General features: G+C 59.1%; 22 protein-coding genes. 8 read left to right on the top strand and 14 right to left on the bottom strand.

What is annotated here, in order from left to right:
* The first annotated feature begins 145 nt into the window (after nt 1-145).
* Together BW686_RS11265 and rlmF are read left to right on the top strand one after the other, a co-directional pair.
* Nucleotides 146-2,992 carry a valine--tRNA ligase gene (locus BW686_RS11265; protein WP_084916633.1) on the top strand — a complete coding sequence of 949 codons (2,847 nt, stop codon included), beginning with the start codon at nt 146-148 and terminating at the stop codon, nt 2,990-2,992.
* A 101-nt stretch (nt 2,993-3,093) separates the two neighbouring features.
* Nucleotides 3,094-4,080: a 23S rRNA (adenine(1618)-N(6))-methyltransferase RlmF gene (gene rlmF / locus BW686_RS11260; protein ID WP_084916631.1), complete on the top strand. Its 987-nt coding sequence runs from the start codon at nt 3,094-3,096 to the stop codon at nt 4,078-4,080.
* Between the two features lie 283 nt (nt 4,081-4,363).
* Here the strand turns inward: rlmF and BW686_RS11255 are convergent, their stop codons facing one another.
* Nucleotides 4,364-4,645 carry an HU family DNA-binding protein gene (locus BW686_RS11255; protein WP_084916628.1) on the bottom strand — a complete coding sequence of 94 codons (282 nt, stop codon included), beginning with the start codon at nt 4,643-4,645 and terminating at the stop codon, nt 4,364-4,366.
* A gap of 394 nt (nt 4,646-5,039) precedes the next feature.
* Here BW686_RS11255 and yejK point away from each other — a divergent pair, with 394 nt between their 5' ends.
* The 3 genes from yejK to BW686_RS11240 all read left to right on the top strand — a co-directional run bounded on the left by yejK (nt 5,040) and on the right by BW686_RS11240 (nt 8,900).
* On the top strand, nt 5,040-6,041 hold the full coding sequence (yejK, locus tag BW686_RS11250; protein ID WP_024662369.1) for a nucleoid-associated protein YejK: 1,002 nt from the start codon (nt 5,040-5,042) through the stop codon (nt 6,039-6,041).
* A gap of 5 nt (nt 6,042-6,046) precedes the next feature.
* Nucleotides 6,047-6,397: a glutaredoxin family protein gene (locus tag BW686_RS11245; RefSeq protein WP_084916625.1), complete on the top strand. Its 351-nt coding sequence runs from the start codon at nt 6,047-6,049 to the stop codon at nt 6,395-6,397.
* Nucleotides 6,398-6,494: 97 nt separating this feature from the next.
* Nucleotides 6,495-8,900, top strand: a complete 2,406-nt coding sequence (locus tag BW686_RS11240; protein WP_179149239.1) for a hybrid sensor histidine kinase/response regulator — start codon at nt 6,495-6,497, stop codon at nt 8,898-8,900.
* A gap of 73 nt (nt 8,901-8,973) precedes the next feature.
* Here BW686_RS11240 and BW686_RS11235 read toward each other — a convergent pair whose 3' ends face one another.
* The 8 genes from BW686_RS11235 to BW686_RS11195 form a co-directional block, all read right to left on the bottom strand.
* Complete coding sequence (locus BW686_RS11235) at nt 8,974-9,906, bottom strand: glutathione S-transferase family protein (protein WP_084916622.1); 933 nt, start codon at nt 9,904-9,906, stop codon at nt 8,974-8,976.
* A 64-nt stretch (nt 9,907-9,970) separates the two neighbouring features.
* Complete coding sequence (locus BW686_RS11230) at nt 9,971-10,309, bottom strand: GIY-YIG nuclease family protein (protein WP_084916620.1); 339 nt, start codon at nt 10,307-10,309, stop codon at nt 9,971-9,973.
* Nucleotides 10,302-10,793 carry a nuclear transport factor 2 family protein gene (locus BW686_RS11225; RefSeq protein WP_084916617.1) on the bottom strand — a complete coding sequence of 164 codons (492 nt, stop codon included), beginning with the start codon at nt 10,791-10,793 and terminating at the stop codon, nt 10,302-10,304. Before BW686_RS11225 ends, BW686_RS11230 begins: the two co-directional genes overlap by 8 nt.
* Before the next feature lie 73 nt (nt 10,794-10,866).
* Entirely contained in the window at nt 10,867-12,096 is a 1,230-nt protein-coding gene (locus BW686_RS11220) for a CynX/NimT family MFS transporter (RefSeq protein ID WP_179149246.1), read from the bottom strand.
* A gap of 168 nt (nt 12,097-12,264) precedes the next feature.
* Nucleotides 12,265-13,029: an amino acid ABC transporter ATP-binding protein gene (locus BW686_RS11210; protein ID WP_005891362.1), complete on the bottom strand. Its 765-nt coding sequence runs from the start codon at nt 13,027-13,029 to the stop codon at nt 12,265-12,267.
* A gap of 10 nt (nt 13,030-13,039) precedes the next feature.
* Nucleotides 13,040-14,137 carry an amino acid ABC transporter permease gene (locus tag BW686_RS11205; RefSeq protein ID WP_084916612.1) on the bottom strand — a complete coding sequence of 366 codons (1,098 nt, stop codon included), beginning with the start codon at nt 14,135-14,137 and terminating at the stop codon, nt 13,040-13,042.
* 10 nt (nt 14,138-14,147) lie between these two features.
* Nucleotides 14,148-15,329: an amino acid ABC transporter permease gene (locus BW686_RS11200; RefSeq protein ID WP_084916610.1), complete on the bottom strand. Its 1,182-nt coding sequence runs from the start codon at nt 15,327-15,329 to the stop codon at nt 14,148-14,150.
* A gap of 70 nt (nt 15,330-15,399) precedes the next feature.
* On the bottom strand, nt 15,400-16,428 hold the full coding sequence (locus BW686_RS11195; protein WP_084916608.1) for an amino acid ABC transporter substrate-binding protein: 1,029 nt from the start codon (nt 16,426-16,428) through the stop codon (nt 15,400-15,402).
* A gap of 485 nt (nt 16,429-16,913) precedes the next feature.
* On the opposite strand from BW686_RS11195, the gene BW686_RS11190 reads away from it, so the two are divergent.
* Both BW686_RS11190 and rhlB read left to right on the top strand, forming a co-directional pair.
* On the top strand, nt 16,914-17,573 hold the full coding sequence (locus tag BW686_RS11190; RefSeq protein ID WP_084916603.1) for an alpha/beta hydrolase: 660 nt from the start codon (nt 16,914-16,916) through the stop codon (nt 17,571-17,573).
* A 122-nt stretch (nt 17,574-17,695) separates the two neighbouring features.
* Nucleotides 17,696-19,150, top strand: a complete 1,455-nt coding sequence (gene rhlB / locus BW686_RS11185) for an ATP-dependent RNA helicase RhlB (protein WP_084916600.1) — start codon at nt 17,696-17,698, stop codon at nt 19,148-19,150.
* A 3-nt stretch (nt 19,151-19,153) separates the two neighbouring features.
* On the opposite strand, the gene moaE is transcribed toward rhlB, so the two are convergent.
* The 5 genes from moaE to BW686_RS11160 form a co-directional block, all read right to left on the bottom strand.
* Nucleotides 19,154-19,603 (bottom strand): molybdopterin synthase catalytic subunit MoaE, encoded by a 450-nt coding sequence (gene moaE / locus BW686_RS11180; RefSeq protein WP_084916597.1) that lies wholly within the window; start codon nt 19,601-19,603, stop codon nt 19,154-19,156.
* 2 nt (nt 19,604-19,605) lie between these two features.
* A complete protein-coding gene (gene moaD, locus BW686_RS11175; RefSeq protein ID WP_084916594.1) occupies nt 19,606-19,851 on the bottom strand; it encodes a molybdopterin converting factor subunit 1 in 246 nt (81 codons plus the stop codon).
* Nucleotides 19,848-20,333: a cyclic pyranopterin monophosphate synthase MoaC gene (gene moaC / locus BW686_RS11170; RefSeq protein WP_084916591.1), complete on the bottom strand. Its 486-nt coding sequence runs from the start codon at nt 20,331-20,333 to the stop codon at nt 19,848-19,850. Before moaC ends, moaD begins: the two co-directional genes overlap by 4 nt.
* A 272-nt stretch (nt 20,334-20,605) precedes the next feature.
* Nucleotides 20,606-22,000: a PhoH family protein gene (locus tag BW686_RS11165; protein WP_084916588.1), complete on the bottom strand. Its 1,395-nt coding sequence runs from the start codon at nt 21,998-22,000 to the stop codon at nt 20,606-20,608.
* Between the two features lie 294 nt (nt 22,001-22,294).
* Nucleotides 22,295-23,473, bottom strand: coding sequence for a polysaccharide deacetylase family protein (locus tag BW686_RS11160; RefSeq protein WP_084916586.1), 1,179 nt, complete (start codon nt 23,471-23,473; stop codon nt 22,295-22,297).
* 199 nt (nt 23,474-23,672) lie between these two features.
* On the opposite strand from BW686_RS11160, the gene yaaA reads away from it, so the two are divergent.
* Complete coding sequence (gene yaaA / locus BW686_RS11155; RefSeq protein WP_084916583.1) at nt 23,673-24,452, top strand: peroxide stress protein YaaA; 780 nt, start codon at nt 23,673-23,675, stop codon at nt 24,450-24,452.
* The last annotated feature ends 671 nt before the right edge of the window (nt 24,453-25,123 follow it).

Below are 25,123 nucleotides of genomic sequence, written 5' to 3'. Positions count from 1 at the left end.
CATGCCCCCTTGCCCACTGGCCGCCTGCTGACCGATCTGCCCGCTAACGTTCTGCCAGCTTGTGCCCCCGCGCTTATGGCTTGTCGCTTGCCCACAGGTCTATACTTACCGGTTTCCGAATCAAGGCCACAGGTTCCCGCCTCGCATGGACAAGACTTACCAGCCGCACGCCATCGAAACTTCCTGGTATCAGACCTGGGAGTCCGAGAACTATTTCGCTCCGCAAGGCGCGGGTGACTCCTATACCATCATGATCCCGCCGCCGAACGTCACCGGCAGCCTGCACATGGGTCACGGTTTCAACAACGCGATCATGGACGCGCTGATCCGTTTCCGTCGCATGCAGGGTCGCAACACGCTGTGGCAACCGGGCACCGACCACGCCGGTATCGCCACGCAGATGCTGGTGGAGCGTCGTCTCGAAGCGCAAGGCGTGAGCCGTCATGAACTGGGCCGCGAAAAGTTTCTGGACAAGGTCTGGGAATGGAAAGCCGAGTCCGGTGGCAATATCAGCCGTCAGATCCGCCGCCTGGGTTCGTCCGTAGACTGGAGCCGTGAGCGCTTCACCATGGACGACGGCTTGTCCGAGGCTGTTAAAGAAGCGTTCGTGCGTCTGCATGAAGACGGCCTGATCTACCGTGGCAAGCGTCTGGTCAACTGGGACACCAAGCTGCACACCGCGATTTCCGACCTCGAAGTGGAAAACCACGACGAAAAAGGCCATCTGTGGAACCTGCGCTACCCTCTGGCAGACGGCGCGAAAACCGCCGAAGGCCTGGATTACCTGATCGTCGCCACCACTCGCCCGGAAACCATGCTCGGTGACGCTGCCGTTGCAGTGAACCCACAGGACGAGCGTTACAAGGCACTGATCGGCAAATTCGTCGAGCTGCCGCTGGTAGGCCGCCGCATCCCGATCATCGCGGATGATTACTGCGACCCTGAATTCGGCACCGGCTGCGTGAAAATCACCCCGGCGCACGATTTCAACGACTACGAAGTCGGCAAGCGCCACAACCTGCCGCTGCTGAACATCTTCGACAAGAACGCCGCGGTTCTGGGCACGGCTCAGGTGTTCAACCTCGACGGCACGCTGAACGAGAGCGTCGACGGCACGCTGCCTGCGGCTTACGCCGGCCTGGACCGTTTTGAAGCGCGCAAGCAGATCGTGGCGGCATTCGACGCCGCCGGCCTGTTGGTCAGCGTTGATGATCACGCCCTGAAGGTGCCGAAGGGCGACCGTTCCGGCACCATCATCGAGCCGTGGCTGACGGACCAGTGGTACGTCTCCACCAAGCCGCTGGCCGAACCTGCGATTGCCGCGGTCGAAGACGGACGTATCGCGTTCGTGCCCAAACAATACGAAAACATGTATTTCTCGTGGATGCGTGACATCCAGGACTGGTGCATCAGCCGTCAGCTCTGGTGGGGCCATCGCATTCCGGCCTGGTACGACGAGTCCGGCAAGGTCTATGTCGGCCGCGACGAAGCCGAAGTTCGTGCCAAAAACAACCTTGGCCCGGAGATCGCGCTGCAGCAGGACAACGATGTACTCGATACCTGGTTCAGTTCGGGTCTGTGGACCTTCTCCACCCTCGGCTGGCCGGAAAAAACCAAGGCGCTGGAAACCTTCCACTCCACTGACGTGCTGGTGACGGGCTTCGACATCATTTTCTTCTGGGTCGCCCGGATGATCATGCTCACCCTGCACCTGGTGAAAAACGAAGACGGCACGCCGCAAGTGCCGTTCAAGACCGTTTACGTGCATGGCCTGGTGCGAGATGGCCAGGGCCAGAAGATGTCCAAGTCCAAGGGCAACGTGCTGGACCCACTGGACATCGTTGACGGCATCGACCTCGAAACCCTGGTACAGAAACGCACCAGCGGCCTGATGCAGCCGCAACTGGCGAAGAAAATCGAGAAGCAGACCCGTCAGGAATTCGCCGACGGCATTGCCAGCTATGGCACCGATGCCCTGCGCTTCACGTTCTGTTCGCTGGCCTCTACCGGCCGCGACATCAAGTTCGACATGGGTCGCGTCGAAGGCTATCGCAACTTCTGCAACAAGATCTGGAACGCCGCGCGTTACGTGCTGGACAAGGGTGAAGACTGCGGCCAGAACGGCGAACCCGTCGAACTGTCGCTGGCTGATCGCTGGATCATCTCGCAACTGCAACGCACCGAAGCCGAAGTGACCCGTCAACTCGATCAGTTCCGTTTCGACCTTGCGGCACAAGCACTGTACGAGTTCATCTGGAACCAGTATTGCGACTGGTACCTGGAGCTGTCCAAGCCTGTGCTGTGGGACGAAACCGCACCGGTCGAACGTCAGCGCGGCACGCGTCGCACGCTGGTTCGCGTTCTGGAAGTCGCGTTGCGTCTGGCACATCCGTTCATGCCGTTCATCACCGAGGAAATCTGGCAGCGCCTCGCGCCGCTGGCCGGTGCGCAAGGCAAGACCATCATGCTGCAAGCCTGGCCGGTGGCCAACGAAGCACGCATCGATCAGGCGGCCGAAGACGATATCGAATGGCTCAAGGGTTTGATGCTCGCTGTGCGTAACATTCGTGGCGAGATGAACATTGGTCCGGGCAAGCCGCTGCAACTGTTCCTCAAGAACGTCAGCGCCGAAGACCAGCGTCGCCTGAGCGAAAACGATTACCTGCTCAAGAAGCTGGCCAAGCTCGAAGCCATGACCGTGCTGACCGAGGGTGCCGAAGCGCCGCTGTCTGCCACCGCCCTGGTGGGCGACATGGAAGTGCTGGTGCCGATGGCCGGGCTGATCGACAAGGGCGCCGAACTGGCGCGCCTCGACAAGGAAATCCAGCGCCTGCAAGGCGAAGTGCAACGTGTGGGCGGCAAACTGTCCAACGCAGCCTTCGTCGACAAGGCACCGCCGGAGGTCATCGCCAAGGAGCGCGCCAAGCTGACCGAGGCCGAACAGGCGTTGGGCAAGCTGGCCGAGCAGCACGCACGCATCGCCAGCCTGTAAGGTAGTCAGAGAAGCCAGCCCCTCCGTGGGCTGGCTTTTTGTTATCTGGCCTTTATTGTCCAAAGCCCCTGTATTGACTGACTGCAGCTGAAATCGAACCCATGACAGATACCCCGAAACCACCACGCAAAAAGCCTCAGCGAGCAGCCAGACCCGCTGCGCCGCGTGAAAAGGCAACGTTTCACCCGCGCAATCGGCATCAGGGGCATTACGATTTTCCGAAGCTGATCAAATCCAGCCCCGAACTGGCGGCTTTCGTGATCCTTAATCCGTACGGCAAGGAAAGCATCGACTTCGCCAACCCCCAAGCGGTGCGGGTGTTCAATCGCGCACTGCTCAAGGCGTTCTATGGCATCGCGCACTGGGACATTCCGGCCGATTATCTGTGCCCGCCCATTCCGGGACGCGCGGATTACCTGCACTTTCTCGCCGACCTGCTGGCCGAGGACAATGACGGCGTGATCCCACGCGGGCCTTCGGTCAAGGCGCTGGATATCGGCACCGGGGCCAACTGTATTTATCCGCTGTTGGGGCACAGCGATTACGGCTGGCAGTTCGTGGGGTCGGACATCGACAGCACAGCCATCGCAGCAGCCACCACGCTGGTCAAAGCCAACGGCCTGCAGAAGGCCATCAGCGTGCGCCAGCAGAGCAATCGCAAACAGATCCTGCTCGGACTGCTCGACAGCACCGAACGCTTCACCGTGAGCCTCTGCAACCCGCCCTTTCATGCTTCGCTGGACGAAGCACAACGCGGCAGTCAGCGTAAATGGCGAGCATTGGGCAAGGCCGACCCCAAGCGCAAACTGCCGGTGCTCAATTTTGGCGGGCAGTCTCAGGAGTTATGGTGCGAGGGCGGCGAGATCGGCTTCGTGACCCGACTGATCCAGGAAAGCGCCGGACTGCCTGGTCAGGTGACGTGGTTCAGCACCCTGGTGTCCAAAGCCAGCAACCTTCCCCTGATCCACAGCGCCCTGAAAAAAGCCGGCGCACTTGAAGTAAAAGTCGTCGAGATGGGCCAAGGGCAGAAACAAAGCCGCTTCGTGGCCTGGACCTTCCTCGACAAGGCGCAGCGCATCACGGGCTGACGGGCTCGACTCTGCAGGCTATCGTGCCCATGCCCCGTGTGGGTACGCCGCTCTGCGTCAGGTCTTGAGTGATGCAGTGCGACACAGGTCTGTGACGCGGAGCGTCACCCAAGGCATTCCCACGCTGGAGCGTAGGGAACGATCATCTCAACTACCGTGCGACGCTCTGCGCCCGGCCTTGCGGCAGCCCACCGGAGCATGAGGAACGAAAGCCCTTGGCAAGCGCCCACAAAAAAGCCGTGCCCGGTTAACCGGTACACGGCTTTTTACAACAAGCGGGTGCTTACTTGTTGATCGCGTCGGTCAGCACTTTGGCTGGTACGAACTTGATAACTTTCTTGGCAGCGATTTCGATGGCAGCGCCAGTCGAAGGGTTACGGCCAGTGCGAGCTGGACGCTCTGCAACTTTCAGCTTGCCGATACCTGGCAAAGTGATTTCCACGCCGTTTTCCAACTGGTCGGCGACGATCTGGCCCAACTGCTCAAGAGCATTACGCGAGGTGGTTTTTGGCGCGTCGATGGCTTCAGCGATATCGGCGATCAATTGGTCTTTAGTAAGAGCCATGGTGGTGTTCCTTCCCTATCAAATTCATTTGGATTGCAAAGCGCAACGCAGGCCCGTGGCCAGGCAATGAACCTGACCGCCCGCTGGCAGCCACGATTAATCGCGAAAGTGTAGATACTGAAACCGGGTAATGGTTCGACCCACGTGTGCGCTAACTGCATGCTTGACGCGCTAAGTGCGCAAGACCGCGCAAAACTAGCACAGAGCCGGGCAAATATCCGCCCCTACCTATCCTTTTGGTCAGGTTTTAACGGTAATCGCACAAAAAACACCCAACACACCTGCGCTGTTGGTGAAAACCCTCCTGCTCAGGGGCCACTGGCGCATGCGTGCGTTACACTTGGCCCCATTGCAACGAGCTGCACGCTCTTCACCTTTTTCAGCCGAGAAGCCTATGCCGATCCGCCATTGCATCGTCCACCTGATCGAGAAAAAACCCGACGGTACGCCTGCTGTTCTTCATGCCCGCGACTCCGAACTCGCCGAGTCTCAGGCCATCGAGAACATGCTGGCCGACCTCAACGAGAGTTACAACGCCAAACAAGGCAAGGCCTGGGGCCTGTTCCATCCTGAGTCCGGCGCGCACCCTTTCAGCGGCTGGCTGAAAGAGTATATCGACGGCGGCAGCGACTTTACGGCGTTCTCCCGAGTGGCGGTCGAGCATCTGCAGAAGCTGATGGAAGAATCCAACCTCTCGGTCGGCGGCCATGTGTTGTTCGCGCATTACCAGCAAGGCATGACCGACTACCTGGCCATCGCCCTTTTGCACCACAGCGAAGGCGTGGCGGTGAACGCCGAGCTGGACGTGACCCCGTCCCGACACCTTGATCTGGGCCAGCTGCACCTTGCCGCACGCATCAATATTTCCGAGTGGCAGAACAACAAACAGTCCAAACAGTACATCTCGTTCATCAAGGGCAAGAATGGCAAGAAGGTTTCCGAATACTTCCGCGACTTCATCGGCTGCCAGGAAGGCGTGGACGGCCCCGGCGAAACCCGCACCCTGCTCAAGGCCTTCAGTGACTTTGTAGAGAGCGAAGACTTGCCCGAAGAGTCGGCACGCGAGAAGACCAAGACCCTGGTCGACTACGCCAGCAGCCAGAGCAAGATGGGCGAACCGATGGGCCTGGAAGAGCTGTCCGAGCTGATCGATGAAGACCGGCCAAGGGCGTTCTACGACCACATCCGCAACAAGGATTACGGCCTGTCGCCGGAAATCCCGGCCGATAAGCGCACCCTCAACCAGTTCCGCCGTTTCACAGGCCGGGCTGAAGGCCTGTCGATCAGCTTCGAAGCTCACCTGCTGGGCGACAAGATCGAGTACGACGAAACCGCAGGCACCCTGATTATCAAAGGGCTGCCGACCCAACTGACCGATCAGTTGAAGCGACGGTAATCCGCATGCTGATGCGCACCCTCAAAAAATTCGCACTGATCATGCTGGTGGTGGTCATTTATCAGAACTGGGGCAGGATCGAGCATTTCGTCAATCCTCCGTCAGCGGACGTTGCACAAAGTTACAGCCAGGCAAAGGTGGTGATGTACGCCACTGACTGGTGCGGCTACTGCAAACAGACGCGGCGTTTTCTGGACAGCAAGGGAATCGCGTATCGGGAGTTCGACATCGAGAAGTCCGAAGAGGGCCGCAAGGCCTATGAGGCGCTGGGGGGACGTGGCATCCCGCTGATCGATGTCAACGGCACGATCATCCGGGGGTTTGCCCCGGATGAAATACTGGCGGCGTTGAAGTAATCCCTGCCAGGCACACACAGCAAGCATGCTTTCCTGATGGAATCTGTTCACAGGTATCAGCAGGCCAGGTTGAACACATTACCAAGGGCGGTCGGACATGCGTGACAGAACTGCCCATCGGGATACCTTTCTCGCCGGCGGCGGCGAGATGGGTGAACGCATGCGCGCTCATGACTGGGCGGCGACGCCGCTCGGGCCAATGGACACCTGGCCACTGCCGCTGCTCACGATGGTCTGCGCCTGTCTGAACTCGCCCATGCTGGGTACGGTCCTTTGGGGACCGGATCTCATCATGCTTTACAACGACGCCTACATTCCCTCGCTCGCAGACAGACACCCCTACGCACTGGGCATCCCGGTGGCGGAAGTCTGGGGCGATACATGGGAACTGGTCGCCCCGCCATTTCTTGAAGCGATGACGACCGGCGAAGGCTTCATGCGTAACGATGTCGCATTGCCGATGGTGCGACGAGGCCTGCCTGAACTGACCTATTGGAACTTCACCGCCACCCCCATCCGCGGTGAAACCGGTGACATTGCCGGGCTGCTTAATCAGGGTGTGGAAATCACCGAACAGCACCGCACGACCGCCGAGTTGCGCGAGCTGAACATCGACCTTGAAAACAAGGTCACCGAACGGGCCTTTGCACGAGGCCAGACATGGCGGGTGAGCCCCGACATCCTCGGCGTGCTGAATGCGAAAGGCCACTTTGAAGTCTCCAACCCTGCATGGGCTGCCGTGCTGGGCTGGTCGGAAGCTGAAGTCGCCCGCACGTTCTTCATGGATTTCATTCACCCGGACGATCATGCGGCCTCGCAAGAGGCATGGGATGCCGCGATTCTGCGAGGATCGCCTGCGCTGCGTTTCGAGAATCGCTACCGGCATAAAAACGGAGACTGGCACTGGCTGTCGTGGGTCGCAGTGCCGGATCAAGGCAAGGTTTACTGCTCTGCGCGTGACGTCACCCAGATCAAGGAGAGCGAAAAAGAACTCGCCTCGCGAACCGCAGAACGTGACCGAATGTGGGAGACATCGCCCGACCTCATGCTTGTCATCGATTTCGAAGGGGTCTTTCAACGCGTGAATCCGGCCTGGACCGCGGTACTCGGTTACAGTGCGGACGAACTGGTCAGCCACCACGTCAACGAGTTCGTCCTCCCCGATGATCACCTGCAGACCCAAGGCGCCTACGAGCTTGCGGCGGAAGGCGGGCTGCCCAGAATCGAAAACCGTTACCGACACAAAGACGGTTCCATTCGATGGATCTCGTGGGTGGCAGCACCGGCAGGTGACGTTACTTACGCAACGGGCCGCGACATCACAACCGGCAAACTCCAGGCAGGCGCGCTGTTGAGGGCCGAGGAAGCGCTTCGCCAGTCCCAGAAAATGGAAGCCATCGGGCAATTGACCGGCGGGGTCGCGCACGATTTCAACAACCTGCTCACCGTTATCAAGTCGTCCACTGACCTGCTGAGGCGGCCAGGCCTCGCTGCCGACCGGCAAGCTCATTACGTGTCCGCGATCTCGGACACCGTAGACAGGGCCGCCAAACTGACGGTGCAGTTGCTTGCCTTCGCGCGGCGGCAAACGCTCAAACCCGAGGTGTTCGACGCCGTGGGCAGTGTGCGGGCCATGAGTGAAATGCTGACGACGCTGACCGGCTCGCGCATCAGAATCGTGACCCGGCTGCCAAGTGCGCCTTGCTTCATGGACGCCGATCCCAGTCAGTTCGACACAGCGCTGGTCAACATGGCGATCAATGCACGTGATGCGATGAACGGTGAGGGACAACTCACCATTTGTGTCGAGTCCGTCAATCAGATGCCGACGGTCCGCATGCCGCCTGCAGTCCCTGGCTCATTCATCGCGGTGTCGATCACTGACACCGGCGGCGGCATACCGGATGCCTACCGGGACAAGATATTCGAACCCTTTTTTACCACCAAGGGTGTTGGCCAAGGCACAGGCCTCGGGCTGTCTCAGGTGTTCGGTTTTGCCAAGCAGTCGGGCGGAGAAGTGACGGTGTCGAGTACCGTCGGCAACGGCAGCACCTTCACGCTATACCTGCCTCAGGTCAATGCCCTTCCCTACGTGAAGAACATCGCCCCCGTTGAAGCCTTGATGGACGGCCACGGTACTTGCGTGCTGGTGGTAGAGGACAATACCGATGTCGGCACCTTCGCGGTGCAGACGCTCGCCGACCTGGGGTATGTGACGGTCTGGGCGGCGAATGCAGCCGAGGCAATGGCCGAGCTGGCCAAGGATGCAGGCCGTTTCGATGTCGTGTTCTCTGATGTGGTCATGCCCGGCATGAACGGCATTGATCTGGCCCACGAGATACGCCGCCAGTATCAAAACCTGCCAGTGCTGCTGACCTCAGGCTACAGTCATATTCTGGCGCAGAACGGAACTGACGGTTTCGAACTGCTGCAAAAGCCCTACTCAGTCGAACAGCTCTCGCGTTTGCTGCGCAAAGTCGCTGCACAGCAGCGACGCACATAGAGGCCGAGGCTCAAGCCTGCCGCGATCCCCGCAAGCACGCCCTGCGTGCCAACGGGGGTATTGGCACGATACTTCAGCGCTTCTCGACCCGAAACCCCAGTCGTGGAAAGTGTACGTGTACCACACCGGCGCGATCATCCTCGCGGCGCACGATGAGTTCCTCGCGCCCGGTAAACACCAGCTCCCCCTCCACCGCTTCGACGCCGTAGTCGACCGCCGCAATAGCGACTTTATCGCCCGACGTGATGCCGCTCGGGTCGACGAAGGTTTCATCGGGCAATGGCGCAGGCGTGGCGTTTTTGGCGATGTCGATGGCGTCGGCCGAACTCAGTTCAGTGAATGAGCCGTGGCCAAACCCCAGAACGCGATCCAGCCACGCACTGACACTCGGATAATCATCGACAAATGGCGCCGTCACCGGCGTCTGTTTGAGGAACCACAGCGTGTGGGCGACCGAGAAATCAGCAATCGAAGGTTCGCCAAACAGAAAGTCGCCACCGTGCGACAGCTGCAGCTCAAGGCGTGACATGAGCGTTGGCCATTGATGCTTGACCTGCTCGACAGGCGGGCGTGAAGCAGTGCCGCCGTTGAACAGCGTGGATCGGTCGGCAACGAAGGCCTTGGCGGCGTCAGGCGGCACTTTGGCAAATCGCACGGCCATTGATTCGGGTTGAAACACCAGGCTCACGGCATGCAGAAACAGCACTGAATCCGCCCAGGCAGCCAACCCGGCGACCGCAAACTCCCGGCCATGCGGGTAGAACGCCGGCGACGCCTTTTCCTGCTCCAGACGGCGCGCCATCAGCGCTGTGTCGCAGTAGATATCCGCGCCCGCCTGCAACACGGGGGTCCTGCGATAGCCGCCGGTCAGTGCAGTCAGGTCGGGTTTTGGCATGATCGAAGGAATAATCACCGAACGCCAGGAAAGGCCTTTGAAGCCCAGCATCAAACGGGCTTTCTCGGCGAACAGCGACGTGGGGTAATGGTGAAGAATCAATTCGGACATGTTCAGCCTCTGCGCACATGGGAAGCGGCCAGCTTAACCCGCAATGCCCTGACGGCCCACAGGCTCAACTTGATGACGAGACATCACGCTCATGGATGGACCTGTCATAGCTGGCCGCCAATGCCTCTTTGGCGCTTTTCCTCAGCTTCTTGATCAAGTGTTCGTGACGCAACGCCTCGCCCTTGCTGGGCCACTGCTCGACGTACACCAGCGCCGTCGCCGGGCTGGAGCTGAAAAAGCGCGCGCCCTTGCCGCTCTGATGCGCCGCGAACCGCCGCTGCGGGTCGTCACTGATCCCGCAGTACAACGAGCCGTTGGCCGCCCGCACCAGGTAGACAAACCAGGGTTTGCCGATTGCCTGACCGGCAAGCGGCGCAGTGTCAGTGGTCGAAACGTCAGGCACGGCGGCTCTCGGTAAACGCTTTCAACCCCTTGAGCGCCTGGGCACGCACGGCATTGCGTACCAGCGGTGTCCAGCCAAGCAGCAGGCCTTTGGCACCCAGCGCTTGCCTTGACCAGCGCCACATATCGAAATGGTCGTGATGTTCGCAGATCTTGCCGTCACGAAACACGAAGCGGGCCTGTATGTCGTTAATCACCGTGCGACCGGTCTGGGCAAACAGATAAGTGGCCACCCAATGAGCACTGCCGGTGCGGTCATCGGCGCGGACCTGATCGAACACCACCGAAAAATGCTTCGCCCGGGACGTCAGCATGCGCCACATATCGCCCACCTGAGGCCCATGCAATTCGCCAAATGCCGGATCGCTGAACCGCACGTCATCGGTGTAACAGGCACTCATCGACTCGGCATCCAGCTGAGCGAATGCTTCATAAAAACGGGTGATCAGTGCGCTGTTGGCCTGACTTTGTTCTTCGTAACTCATGCGTGCAAATCCCTTGACGAAAGATGCATGCACGATAAGCGGCGCAGCGAAAAATGGCGAGTGGTTGATGACCTCAAACCTTCTCGCTGCTCACCTGCACATGCAAGGCGCGACCTGCGCCCAGGCCGGCGATCATCGCGCCCAGGCCCAGTACGGCAAAGATCCAGCCAATCGCGTTCCAGCTGCCGGTCATGTCGTGTACCACGCCGACCGCAAACGGACCGGTCGAGGCGATGGTGTAACCAAAGCCTTGCGCCATGCTCGACAGGTTGGACGCCACGTGGGAATCCCGCGAGCGGAGGACGATCAGGGCCAGCGCCAGGCTGAACGTGCCGCCCTGCCCGATCCCGAGCAGAAGCGCCCAGCCCCACAGACCGCCGAGCGGTGCGTAGAGGCAACCGAATAGCCCGGTCAGGGTCAACGACATGACCAGCATGATCGCCAAACGCTGATCCTTGCCGCGCGTGGCCAGATACGGTATGGCCAACGCGCTGACCACTTGCGCGATGATCGAGCCGGACAACAGCAGACCGGCCTCGGTGGGCGTCATGCCGCGACCGATCAGGATAGAAGGAAGCCAGCCGAAAACGATGTAGGACAACGACGATTGCAGGCCCATGTACAGCGTGACCTGCCAAGCCAGTGGATCACGCAACAGGCCGCGAACCCGGTACACGTCGCGGTGCGAACCGTGTACCTCTCGCGCCTGAGGAAACCAGAACATCGCAGCGATCAACGCTGGCACCAGCCAGAAACCCAAACCAATCTGCCAGCTTCCACCGACATACTGGCTGAGCGGCACCGTCGAACCCGCGGCAATCGCGGCCCCCAGGCACAGCGCCATCGTATAGACACCCGTCATGGCGCCAGCCTTGTGCGGGAAATCGCGCTTGACGATGCCGGGCAGCAGAACACCGATCACACCAATGCTGGCACCCGCCAGCAGGCTGCCGGCAAACAGCCCGACCTCACCAAACAGGCTCCGCAACGCCAGGCCGCACGCCAGTGTCAGAAGCACCATCAACACCACGCGCTCACTGCCGAAACGGCGCGCCAGGATCGGTGCCAGCGGCGCAAAAAGGCCCAGACACAGCACCGGCAACGTGGTCAGCAGGCCGGCTTCGGCAGCCGACATGCCAAGGCTTTCGGACACCTCATTGAGCAGCGGTGCAATGCTGGACAGCGCAGGGCGCAGGTTGAGCGCGACCAGCACAAGCCCCAGGAGCAAAAGCCAGGGACGTTTCAGAACAGGATGGGGTTGAGCAGGATTCGGTAGAGGGCTGGGTTGAGCCTTGGCAGTCATCGGTTTCTCGGTCATCAGGTATGTCGACCCGTTTCAGGGGGACGGTATCCTGTTGGAGAATCATCATGAATACAAGGTTCAGCCAGAATTGCATAACACTCGCCGTGCAAATGACCGCCCATAAAAAACCGGGCGCGTGGCCCGGTTTTCACTACGGCAGCTACCGACTCAGTGAATGATCTGACTGAGGAACAGCTTGGTACGGTCGCTTTGCGGGTTGTCGAAGAAGTCGTTCGGTGCAGCCTGTTCGACGATTTCGCCCTTGTCCATGAAGATCACCCGGTTCGCCACGGTACGGGCGAAGCCCATCTCGTGCGTCACGCAAAGCATGGTCATGCCCTCTTCTGCCAGGCCGACCATCGTGTCGAGTACTTCTTTGACCATTTCCGGATCGAGCGCCGACGTCGGTTCGTCGAACAGCATGATTTTCGGCTTCATGCACAAGGCACGGGCAATTGCCACACGCTGCTGCTGACCACCGGAGAGTTGACCCGGAAACTTGTGGGCCTGCTCCGGAATGCGCACACGCTCCAGATAGTGCATGGCGATTTCTTCAGCTTTCTTCTTCGGCATCTTGCGCACCCACATCGGTGCCAGCGTGCAGTTCTGCAGGATGGTCAGGTGCGGGAACAGGTTGAAGTGCTGAAACACCATGCCGACTTCACGGCGGATGGTTTCGATCTGCTTCAGGTCGGACGTCAGTTCGGTGCCGTCAACGATGATGCGGCCCTGCTGATGCTCTTCCAGGCGGTTGAGGCAGCGAATGGTGGTCGACTTGCCCGAGCCTGACGGGCCGCACAGCACGATACGCTCGCCCTGACGCACGTTCAGGTTGATGTCCTTGAGCACGTGGAACTGGCCGTACCATTTGTGGACGCCCTCCATGCGGATCATGCCTTCAGCGCCCAGAGGCTTATTGATAGCTTCACTCATCACAAAACTCCTAACGCTTGTGGCCTGTGTCCAGCTTACGTTCCAAATGCATGGAATAGCGGGACATACCGAAACAGAAGATCCAGAACACCAGGGCCGCGAAGACGTAGCCTTCGGTGGCCATACCCAGCCATGCCGGGTCGGCGGTGGCTTGCTTGACGCTGTTGAGCAGGTCGAACAGGCCGATAATGATCACCAGACTGGTGTCTTTGAACAAGGCAATGAAGGTGTTGACGATGCCGGGAATGACCATCTTCAACGCCTGCGGCAGAATCACCAGACCCATGCTGCGCCAGTAACCGAGGCCCATTGCAGCGGCCGCTTCGTACTGACCTTTAGGGATGGCCTGCATGCCACCGCGCACCACTTCGGCAATGTACGCCGACTGGAACAGGATGACGCCGATCAGCGCCCGCAGCAGCTTGTCAAAGTTCATCCCCTCTGGCATGAACAGCGGCAGCATGACCGAGGACATGAACAACACGGTGATCAACGGCACGCCGCGCCAGAACTCGATGAACGTCACGCACACCACGCGCACGGCGGGCATGTTCGAACGACGACCGAGCGCCAGCAGGATACCCAACGGCAAGGCACCGACGATACCGACCGTGGCGATGACCAGGGTCAGCATCAGGCCGCCCCACTGGCTGGTCGGCACGTTGGTCAGACCAAACGCGCCGCCGTGCAGCAGGTAGAAGGCAACAACCGGGTAGATCACCAGGAAGCTGATGCCGTAGACAGCCTTGCGCGGAAACTTCGAAATGAACAGCGGTGCAGCACCGACGATGGCCAGGATTGCGGTCAGATCGACCCTCCAGCGCAGTTCATTGGGGAAGTAGCCGTACATGAACTGGCCGAAGCGTTGCTCGATGAACACCCAGCAGGCGCCCGCCTTGGTGCAGTCTTCCTTGGTCGTACCGATCCAGTTGGCGTCCAGCAAGGCCCAACTGAGAATAGGCGGCACGATCAGATAGATCAGATACAGCGAGAACAGGGTCAGCAGGGTGTTGATCCAGCTGGAGAACAGGTTCTGCCGCATCCACGCCACCGGACCGAACACTTTGCCCGGTGGTGGCATATCAGGTTTGAAAGTATGGGTTGTCATGCGCGTTTCCTCACCGCTCGATCAGCGCAATGCGCTTGTTGTACCAGTTCATCAGCATGGAAATGCTGATACTGATCGCCAGGTACACACTCATGGTGATGGCAATGACTTCAATGGCCTGCCCGGTCTGGTTGAGTACCGTACCGGCAAACAGGGACACCATTTCCGGGTAACCGATGGCCGCTGCCAGCGACGAGTTCTTCGCCAGGTTCAGGAACTGACTGGTCAACGGCGGGATGATCACTCGCAACGCCTGCGGAATGATGACCTTGTGCAGCGTCGGCCCAGGACGAAGCCCCAGAGAACGGGCGGCTTCGGTCTGACCATGACTGACCGACTTGATGCCCGAACGCACGATTTCGGCGATGAACGCCGCCGTGTAGATCGTCAATGCCAGGGTCAGGGAGATCAACTCGGGAATCAGCACCCAGCCGCCCGTAAAGTTGAAGCCCTTGAGTTGCGGCAGCTCCCAATGCACCGGGCTGCCGAAGATCAGCATGCTCAGGCCGGGAATGACCAGCAGCAACGCCAGGCCGACCCAGAACTTGTGGAACGGCTGACCGGTGGCTTCGAAACGCTTGTTGGCCCAGCGCACCATCATCACAATCGCGATCACCGCGACCATGAGGCTAATCAGGAACGCCCAGGCACCTTCGGCGGGCAACGCTCTGGGCATGTTGAGCCCACGGCTGCTGACGAAGAACATGTCCAGATAGCCATGAGCCTGACGCGGACCGGGCAGCGTCAGGAAAACGGCGGTGTACCAGAACAGGATCTGCAACAGTGGCGGAATGTTGCGGAAGACTTCGACGTAAACGGTTGCCAGCTTGCTGATCATCCAGTTCGGAGACAGGCGAGCGACACCAATGACAAAGCCCAGCAAAGTCGCCAGGACAATACCGATAACCGACACCAGCAAGGTGTTCAGCAAGCCGATGACGAACACACGGGCATAGGTGTCCGATTCGGTGTAGTCGATCAGGTGTTGAGCAATACCGAAACCGGCACTGTTCTCAAGAAAGCCGAAACCCGAGGTGATACCACGGTGTTGCAGGTTGGTCTGGGTGTTGTCGAAGATGAACCAGCCCAGTGAGATCACCGCCACGACAGTGATGATCTGAAATAACCACGCGCGCACTTTCGGATCGCTCAGCGTGAGCTTTTGCTTGGGTGCGACGATTTGCTTTTCCATGAAAGGCCCCAGGAAAAATCCAACAGAACAACGCCCGACAGGCTGTAAAGCCTGTCGGGCGCCGGGTCAATCAACGAATAGGTGGAGCGTACTGAATGCCACCGGCATTCCACAGCGCGTTCTGGCCACGCTTGATTTTCAGCGGAGTGCCTTCGCCCAGGTTGCGTTCGAACACTTCGCCGTAGTTACCGACTTGCTTGACGATCTGTACAACCCAGTCCTTCGGCAGTTTCAGGTCTTTGCCGTAAGTACCGTCGGCACCCAGCATACGGGCAACGTCAGGGTTCTTGGTCGACTTGGCTTCAGCTTCAACGTTCTTGGAAGTGATTTTGGCTTCCTCGGCGTTCAGCATGGCGAACAGGGTCCAGCGAACAATCGAGAACCACTCTTCGTCGCCTTTACGCACGACCGGGCCCAGAGGCTCTTTGGAAATGACTTCCGGCAGAACGATGTAATCGTCCGGCTTGGCCAGCTTGCTGCGCTGTGCGTAGAGCTGCGACTGGTCGGAGGTCAGTACGTCGCAACGGCCGCCTTCCAGCGACTTGGCGCTTTCGTCAGAGGTGTCGAACGTGATCGGCGTGTATTTCAGGCCGTTGGAGCGGAAGTAGTCGGAAACGTTAAGCTCGGTGGTAGTACCGGCCTGGATGCAGATGGTCGCACCGTCCAGTTCCTTGGCGCTTTTGACGCCCAGCTTGTTGTTTACCAGGAAGCCGATACCGTCGTAATACGTTACGCCAGTGAAGACCAGGCCCATGCCCGCATCACGGGAGCTGGTCCAGGTGGTGTTACGCGAAAGGATGTCGATCTCGCCGGATTGCAGGGCAGTGAAACGCTCTTTGGCGTTCAGCTGGCTGAACTTGACCTTGGTGGCATCGCCGAATACGGCGGCTGCTACGGCGCGGCAGACATCAGCGTCGATACCGGTGATCTTGCCGGTGGAGTCTGGAACGGAAAACCCTGGCAGGCCATCGCTGACGCCGCACTGAACAAAACCTTTCTTCTGAATAGCGTCAAGGGTGGCGCCGGCATTGGCAGCCCCGGTCACACCAAATGCGGTCAAGGCAGTGACGATAGCCAGGGTGGATTTCAACATCTTCATTCAAAAACCTCCAGTTTGCTCTTTGTTGTGTAGGTGTCTCGGTCGCGTCGCACCTTTGTGAGGCGCTAATAACCCGTGCTGGCTTATTTTTGGGTCATGCGACGCTGGGCCTGAATCATGAATCGCCTGCAGGATCATCCTGTCATTCGTCTTCATCATTCAGAATCGGCCCCGTGGACTGAAACCCCATGATTTTCCCGGACCAGAGCGGTACAGGTTGAATCGTGCCGCGAATCCTGACGCATGGACTCTCGAGCTGCTTTTCGATCGCTACAAGTAATAGCCTTATAGTGTTACCGAACGATGAGAGCGTCTCGACTCCAGCTCTGCTGTAGCAAAGCCCGTACCAGCATGCTGGCGATGTCGAATTAGCGACAGGTCAAGACAAAAACTTGTAACCTTGCGACATCTTCTTTCATTTTTAATCTACCTGCGCACCTTATTAAAGCGCTCAAAACGAGCCGGCGCACACAAATGGAGCAGTCATGAGCGAACCCTTGGTCATTCAACCTTCAGGCACCGCAGACGCGTGCGTTATCTGGCTGCATGGGCTGGGCGCCGACCGGTACGACTTTCTGTCGATTGCCGAGGCTTTGCAGGAGTCGCTGCTAACCACCCGCTTTGTCCTGCCACAGGCCCCGACACGCCCGGTCACGGTCAACGGCGGTTATGAAATGCCGAGCTGGTATGACATCAAGGCCATGAGCAGCGAGGCCCGGGCCATTGATCACGATCAGATGGAAGCCTCGGCGCAGAGTGTGGTGGACCTGATCGAACAGCAACGCGACAGCGGCATCGACCCGGCACGGATATTTCTGGCAGGCTTTTCTCAAGGCGGCGCTGTGGTGTTACACGCCGGCTACAAGCGCTGGCAAGGTCCGCTGGGCGGCGTACTGGCTCTTTCCACTTATGCCCCGACATTCAGCGACCAGATGCAATTGTCGGCCAGTCAGCAGCGCACGCCGGCGTACTGCCTGCACGGCCAGCATGACGAAGTGGTCCCCAATGCGATGGGAAGGACCGCTTACGAGCATCTCAAGGCTCAGGGTGTAACCGCACAATGGCAGGAATACCCAATGGGCCATCAAGTGTTACCGGAAGAAATTCGTGACATAGGCGTCTGGCTCGCTGAAAAGCTTCGTTAAGACCGGGCTTTTGCCTTCTGGACAGACCGCTTATGTAGCTCGCCAAGGATGGCACTACGCCGAGCACGGTTCTTGCTTTACACTGCCCGGCGTACATTCCTTAACCAATTGACGAGAAGACCGTGCTCAAAGCACTAAAAAAGATGTTCGGTAAAAGCGAGGCTGAACAGCACGCGCCTTCGCCGATAGCCTCCATCCCCGCCTCCCCTGCGCCTGTCAAAGGCGACCCACCGGATCATGCTGTCCAGCCTCAGGCGCTGGATACCGTCGCCGAGTCCGCCACAGTCAGAGCGCCGCGTGCCGACAAGCCAAGGGCCGAGCGCCCGCGTCGTGAGCGCGTGGCCAAGCCGCCCGCACCGGTCTGGAAACTCGAAGACTTTGTCGTCGAACCTCAGGAAGGCAAGACCCGCTTCCATGATTTCAACCTTGCACCCGAACTGATGCACGCGATTCAGGACCTGGGCTTTCCATACTGCACGCCCATCCAGGCCGGTGTGCTGGGTTACACCCTCAAGGGCAAGGACGCGATCGGTCGTGCCCAGACCGGCACCGGCAAGACCGCGGCCTTCCTGATCTCGATCATCGAGCAGTTGACCCAGACGCCTCCGCCGGCCGAGCGCTACATGGGCGAGCCGCGCGCACTGATCATCGCGCCCACCCGCGAACTGGTGGTGCAGATCGCCAAGGACGCCGCCGACCTGACCAAGTACACCGACCTGAACGTCATGACGTTCGTCGGCGGCATGGACTTCGACAAACAGCTCAAGCAGCTTGAAGCGCGGCATTGCGACATTCTGGTCGCCACGCCGGGCCGTCTGCTGGACTTCAACCAGCGCGGCGAAGTGCATCTGGACATGGTCGAAGTGATGGTGCTCGACGAAGCCGACCGCATGCTGGACATGGGTTTCATCCCGCAGGTGCGTCAGATCATCCGGCAGACGCCGCACAAGGGTGAACGCCAGACCCTGCTGTTCTCCGCGACCTTCACCGAAGACGTGATGAACCTTGCCAAACAGTGGACGACCGACCCTTCCATCGTCGAGATCGAATCGCTGAACGTGGCCAGCGATAACGTCGAGCAGCATATCTATGCGGTGGCCGGTGCCGACAAATACAAGTTGCTTTACAACCTGGTCACCGACAACGGTTGGGAACGGGTCATGGTCTTTGCCAACCGCAAGGACGAAGTCCGTCGTATCGAAGAGCGCCTGGTGCGCGACGGCGTCAACGCCGCCCAACTGTCGGGCGATGTGCCTCAGCACAAACGCATCAAGACCCTCGAAGGTTTCCGCGAAGGCAAGATTCGCGTACTGGTCGCCACCGACGTGGCCGGTCGGGGCATTCACATCGACGGCATCAGCCACGTGATCAACTTCACCCTGCCGGAAGTGCCGGACGACTACGTACACCGCATCGGCCGTACCGGCCGTGCGGGTGCCGACGGTGTGTCGATCAGCTTTGCGGGCGAAGACGACTCGTATCAATTGCCCGCCATCGAAGAAAAACTGGGCCGCAAGATCAGTTGTGAAACACCGCCGACCCATTTGCTGCGCGCGGTAGTACGCAGCAACGCCTGAGGGTCATGTCCAGCGATCAGCCGCAAGGTGATCGCTGTGACGGCCTTCTACCCAGCGCGGGCCTTCGGACGTGTTTTCACGCTTCCAGAACGGCGCACGGGTCTTGAGGTAGTCCATGACGAAATCGCAGGCCTCGAACGCGGCCTGCCGATGAGCGCTGGCAACGCCCACGAAAACGATGGGTTCTCCCGGCTCCAGCGCACCGATCCGGTGCAGCACGTCGAGCCTGAGCAATGGCCAGCGCTGCTCGGCTTCTTCGACGATCTTCGCCAGCGCCTTTTCGGTCATGCCCGGGTAATGCTCCAGAAACATGCCGGACACCTCGCGGCCTTCATTGAAGTCACGCACATAACCGACAAAGCTCACCACCGCACCGATGCCGAGCTGCGCGGCGTGCAGCGCGTTGACTTCATGGCCGGGGTCGAACGCAGCCGCCTGCACACGAATCGCCATGCTCAGCCTCCGGTGACCGGTGGAAAGAACGCGACTTCATCGCCATCCAGCAGCGGCTCGGTCAGCTTGCACAGCTCCTGATTGCGAGCGCACATCAGGTTCTGCTCGGCCAGAACCTGCCAGGCCTCACCGCGCTGCAGCAGCGATTGACGCAGCGCCTCCAGCGTGACGAACTCGCCTTCGACAGACTCGCTGTCCAGGCCCAACGTTTCGCGATAGCGGGCAAAGTACTGAACCTGAACCTTCATGGCGTTGCCTGCGTCGCGTCGGCGATGAAGTGACCGCTCTTGCCGCCGAGTTTTTCCAGCAGCCGGACCGACTCGATGACCATGCCGCGATCCACCGCCTTGCACATGTCATAGATCGTCAGCGCCGCAATGCTGGCAGCCGTCAACGCCTCCATCTCGACACCGGTCTGCCCGGCCAGCTTGCAGCTCGCAGTGATGCGCACGGCATCGTCACCTTCGGCGGCCAGATGGACCTTGACACTGGTCAGCATCAGCGGATGGCACAGCGGTATCAGATCACTGGTTTTCTTGGCCGCCTGAATACCGGCAATACGCGCAACCGCAAACACATCCCCTTTGGGATGACCACCGCTGACAATCATTTCCAGCGTGGCGGGCAACATCCGCACCAACGCTTCAGCCACAGCCTCACGGGACGTCACGGCTTTATCAGTGACGTCGACCATATTGGCGCGACCTTGGGAATCGAGATGAGTGAGCACAACGTTACTCCTTGGCAGAAGCAAGAAGTGTAGAGGGTGTGGCTGTTACACGCTATAAGCTACTCGCGCCTGGCTTCATGCGCAGGCTTGACGCAGGAAATGCATCGACCGCACCGCCCTCTTCGCGAACAAGTTAGCTCCTGCCAAAGCTCATGGGTGTCCGCAGGAAGGCTGTGTTTCGGGCGATGAGTCATTTATGGGTATAAAAGGACAGCATCATAACTTGCAGGCAAGGAACCCATTTACGCATGGGCTCCCCGCTTGCATCAGATTTACAAATGACTCTCCGCGTATTCGGCCAGTATCGAGCGTGGCACACCTTGCAGGGTGATGTGTACGCCGTTCGGGAAGTCTTTGAAACGCTCCGTCAGGTAGGTCAGGCCGGAACTGGTGGCTGACAGGTAAGGGGTGTCGATCTGCGCCAGGTTGCCCAGGCAGACCACTTTGGAACCGGCACCGGCACGGGTGATGATGGTTTTCATCTGGTGCGGGGTCAGGTTCTGGCACTCATCGATCAGGATAAGGCTCTGCTGGAAGCTGCGACCTCGAATGTAGTTGAGGGATTTGAACTGCAGAGGCACCTTGCTGAGGATGTAGTCGACGCTGCCATGCGTGTTTTCATCGTCCATGTGCAGGGCTTCGAGGTTATCGGTGATCGCGCCGAGCCAAGGCTCCATTTTTTCCGCCTCGGTGCCGGGCAGGAAACCGATTTCCTGATCCAGACCCTGAACGCTGCGGGTGGCGATGATGCGACGATAACGCTTGGTGACCATGGTCTGTTCGATGGCAGCGGCGAGTGCCAGGATGGTTTTACCCGAACCGGCAGCACCCGACAGGTTGACCAGGTGAATGTCCGGGTCGAGCAAGGCAAACAGCGCCAGCCCCTGATAGATATCACGCGGTTTCAGGCCCCAGGCTTCCTGATGCAGCAACGGTTCCTGGTGCATGTCCAGAATCAGCAGCTCATCATTCTTGACGCCCTTGATCCAGCCCACGAAACCCTGCTCATCGACGATGAACTCGTTGATGTGAACAGCCGGAAGCATTTCATTGAGCTGCACCCGATGCCAGGTACGGCCACGCTCCTGGCGGGTATCGACCTTGTTGACGCGGTCCCAGAACGAACCGGTCATGTCATGGTAGCCACGGGACAACATCGAGACGTCGTCCACCAACTGGTCGGTGCTGTAATCCTCGGCAGCAATGCCGCAGGCACGCGCCTTGAGGCGCATGTTGATGTCTTTGGTCACCAGTACGACGCTCAAGTCCTTGTTGCGCGCGTGCAGGTCGATCAATTGGTTGATGATGATGTTGTCGTTGAGGTGCTCGGGCAACAGACTGTTGGGTTCCTCGCGCCTGCTCATCAGAATGGACAGAAAGCCTTTGAACACACCGGTTCCGCGATCAATGGGGACGCCCTTTTCGACTTCTTCAGGGCAGGCTTCACCCAGGGTCTTGTCGATCAGACGAATGGCCTGACGGCACTCGGCGGCCACCGAGTGTTTACCGGCTTTCAGTTTGTCCAGCTCCTCCAGGACAGTCATGGGAATGGCGACGTGGTGTTCTTCGAAATTCAGCAGCGCGTTTGGATCATGAATCAATACGTTGGTATCGAGCACGTAAAGGATTGGCTGGTTAGTAGAGGGGGTGCGTCCGTGATCATCCATACTCGCTCACCTTTTTAAAAGCCGGGCGACGCAGAACCACGACAGTGCTGCGCCACGAAAAGGCCGCCGGATTCTTCCCTTCAGGCAGGGTAGAAATGTCGCTCAAGGTGGGTCTTGGAAGACGCCACCTGTGTTGCAGGTTTCGGCGGTCTGTATTCGTAATACAGCAAAAGGGATGACAGAAAAAAGCACTTTGACCGTTTTTTGAAGTTTATTTCACAGGCTGACGAATAGGACTTGGCGGACGTTCACCGCACGTTTAAAGTCGGAAGTCCGCCCACGCCGAATCTGCCTTCATTCCCCCTCGGGCACAGCTTCTTCGCGACTCTCCAGCCCTTGTTCTACGGGCGCTTCAGAGATATTTCGGCAGTCATCCCAGATCAATTCGCTTTGCGCCGTGTTGGCCAGCAACAACGGCAAGGCAGATTGCGCCTTGTTGGCCACGTCATGGAACACGACGGTGCCTTTACGCCAGAGCAGCATAAGGGTCAGTACCCGGTCGCTGACCTGTTCTGCCGTCAGCCGGCCCGTATCATCCTGCGCATCGATATTCCATAACGACACCCGCAAATGCTGGGCGCGGAAGAAGTCGCCGCTGTCGGCACGACGGTGGCCGTAAGGCGGGCGAAACAACGGCACGACGTTATCCGGCAGCACACGCTGCACCAGTGCAGCGCTACGCAGAATGGAATCCTGCCAGTCCAGCCACTGGCTGTGCGAGCGATACTCCCAGCCTTGAATGCCGACGCACTGCTGGCGGTAAAGCGCTTGAAGGCCGGCAGCCGAGCTGCTGTCGAGGCGCTCCTGAAGGCTCTTGCCCAGTACAAAGAAGGTGGCGGTCATTTTCTGTTGCCGCATGAAGTCGGCCAGCCAGTCCGTCCCGCCATCCGCCGGGCTGGGGCCGCTTTCGAAATTGAGCATGAACGTACGATCAGGCATCTCGTCGCCGCTCATCTCATCGGAGTTGTAACGCTCGATCTCACTGCTGGTCTGCGGGAACAGCGCAGCCATGAACAACAGCTCATCGAGGTAGCGACGGTGAAACAACGCGCCGGGGCCGGCCCAGTTGGCGTAGAACGAGTCGTTCGACACCTGGTATTCCTCGGCACGCTGGCGAAGCTGATCCATGTCCTCGACCAGTACGCAGAAGTTGGCATCTTCCTCACAGCTCTTCTGTGCGGCCTGGTAGTTCTCGAGCAGACGCAGCCACAGGCGATGACGCACGACGTTCAGGGATGGCACGTTGACGAACCGCAGCCCGAGGCGCTGTTTGAGCCCCTCCTCGCCCAGCTTTTCACTCAAGTACAGTTCATGGGCGAACGCGAGAATTTCCGCACGCGACGCCACGTCGAACAAACCCGGTGTTTCCAGACGCTCAGGCCATACGCTACGGTCGATGGTGGCGATGACCGGCGCTGCCGCCTGAGCCTGAAGCCACAGCAGACTCGCACACACTGCTAAAACGATACGCAAACCCGACGCCCTCTTGATCAACCCTGGCCGATGACCGGCGCGCCACTATAGCTGATATGGCCACGGCTTCTTATGTCGACATGCAGACAACCGCCCATCCGTACTGCGTCAGCAAAGGCACCGCTTTCTATGGCCATGATAGTTGGAGTCAGCGCGCATCAACCCCTAGAATCGCACAACGATCAAAGGAGACGACTTCATGCTGATGGTGATTTCCCCAGCGAAAACACTCGATTTCGAGACGCCACCCACCACCGCGCGCTTCACTCAGCCGCAGTATCTGGACCACTCTCAGGAACTGATCACTCAGTTGCGGGAGCTGACACCTGCGCAGATCGGACAACTGATGCACCTGTCCGACAAGCTTTCCGGGCTGAACGCGGCACGCTTTGGCAGTTGGGACCCGGCCTTCACGCCCGACAACGCCAAACAGGCGCTGCTGGCATTCAAGGGCGATGTTTACACCGGCCTGCAGGCCGAGACGCTGAGCGATGCGCAACTGGACTATGCCCAGAATCATCTGCGGATGCTGTCCGGCCTTTACGGCCTGTTGCGCCCGCTGGACCTGATGCAGCCTTATCGTCTGGAGATGGGCACGCGGCTGGCCAATGCCCGCGGCAAGGACCTGTATGCGTTCTGGGGCACACGGATCAGCGAATGGCTTAATGAGGCACTGGCAGACCAGGGCGACGACCTGCTGCTGAACCTGGCGTCTACCGAGTATTTCTCGGCGGTCAAGCGTTCGGCACTCAAGGCCCGGATCATTGACACCGAGTTCAAGGACCTGAAGAACGGTCAGTACAAGATCATCAGCTTCTATGCCAAGAAAGCGCGCGGCATGATGAGCCGCTTTGTTATCGAAGAGCAGATCAACACGCCCGCAGCGTTAACGGAGTTCGACGTGCAGGGCTATCGTTACAACCGCGAACAGTCGACACCTGACAAGTTGGTGTTTCTGCGCGATACCCCCGAGCACTAAGGGCGTCAAGATTGTGTAACAGGCGACTGTTACACACCCTCAATCCGCTGTAACGAACCCGCAATGACAACTTCGTGACGCCAAGGAATCGTCAAAATAAAACCGTCCCGCGGCCGAGGATTTTTTCTTCAAAAAATAATCAATTTTTTTAAGTAGTGGCCTTTTGGTTTTTCAGTGTAGTAGCACTTCCACACCTCCCCCCATGCACCCCTTGTAAAACAAGGCCCTCAGGAAAAGTTCCAACCTAGCGCCCAAGCCTTTGTCACAGCGCTGACACATCAAAATGTGTAAATCAGGACGAGCGGCCAGGAACTAAATAGGAATTCATACGCTCCTACATCCCGTAACAATTCAGGGCTGCCTTGTAAGAGATCACTTACAGGGTGCCAGGTAAATCGGGGACTTACCGACCAGGAAGCTTGAGCCTTGTCGGCCCCGGTACACGGAATCAGACTCACATCACTAGTTGATGTTGGTAGACAGACGAAACGCCGAGCAGGCGGGATGCGCAGGATTCGACAGGGGACGCCACGGCTCTGGCCAGAGGCTTTCCGACCGAGGTCCGCCATCGATCGTCAGACAAGGAGTGGTTTACTACATCCAAGGAGAGCAGGGCCCTGCCCGCCGGACAGGACACTTGCCGCTTGCACTTAGTGTCATTTGAGTTCGCC

This window comes from Pseudomonas syringae, assembly GCF_002157375.1.
GTDB classification, from domain to species: Bacteria; Pseudomonadota; Gammaproteobacteria; order Pseudomonadales; family Pseudomonadaceae; genus Aquipseudomonas; species Aquipseudomonas syringae_T.
This window is presented reverse-complemented; position numbering and strand designations above follow the sequence as displayed.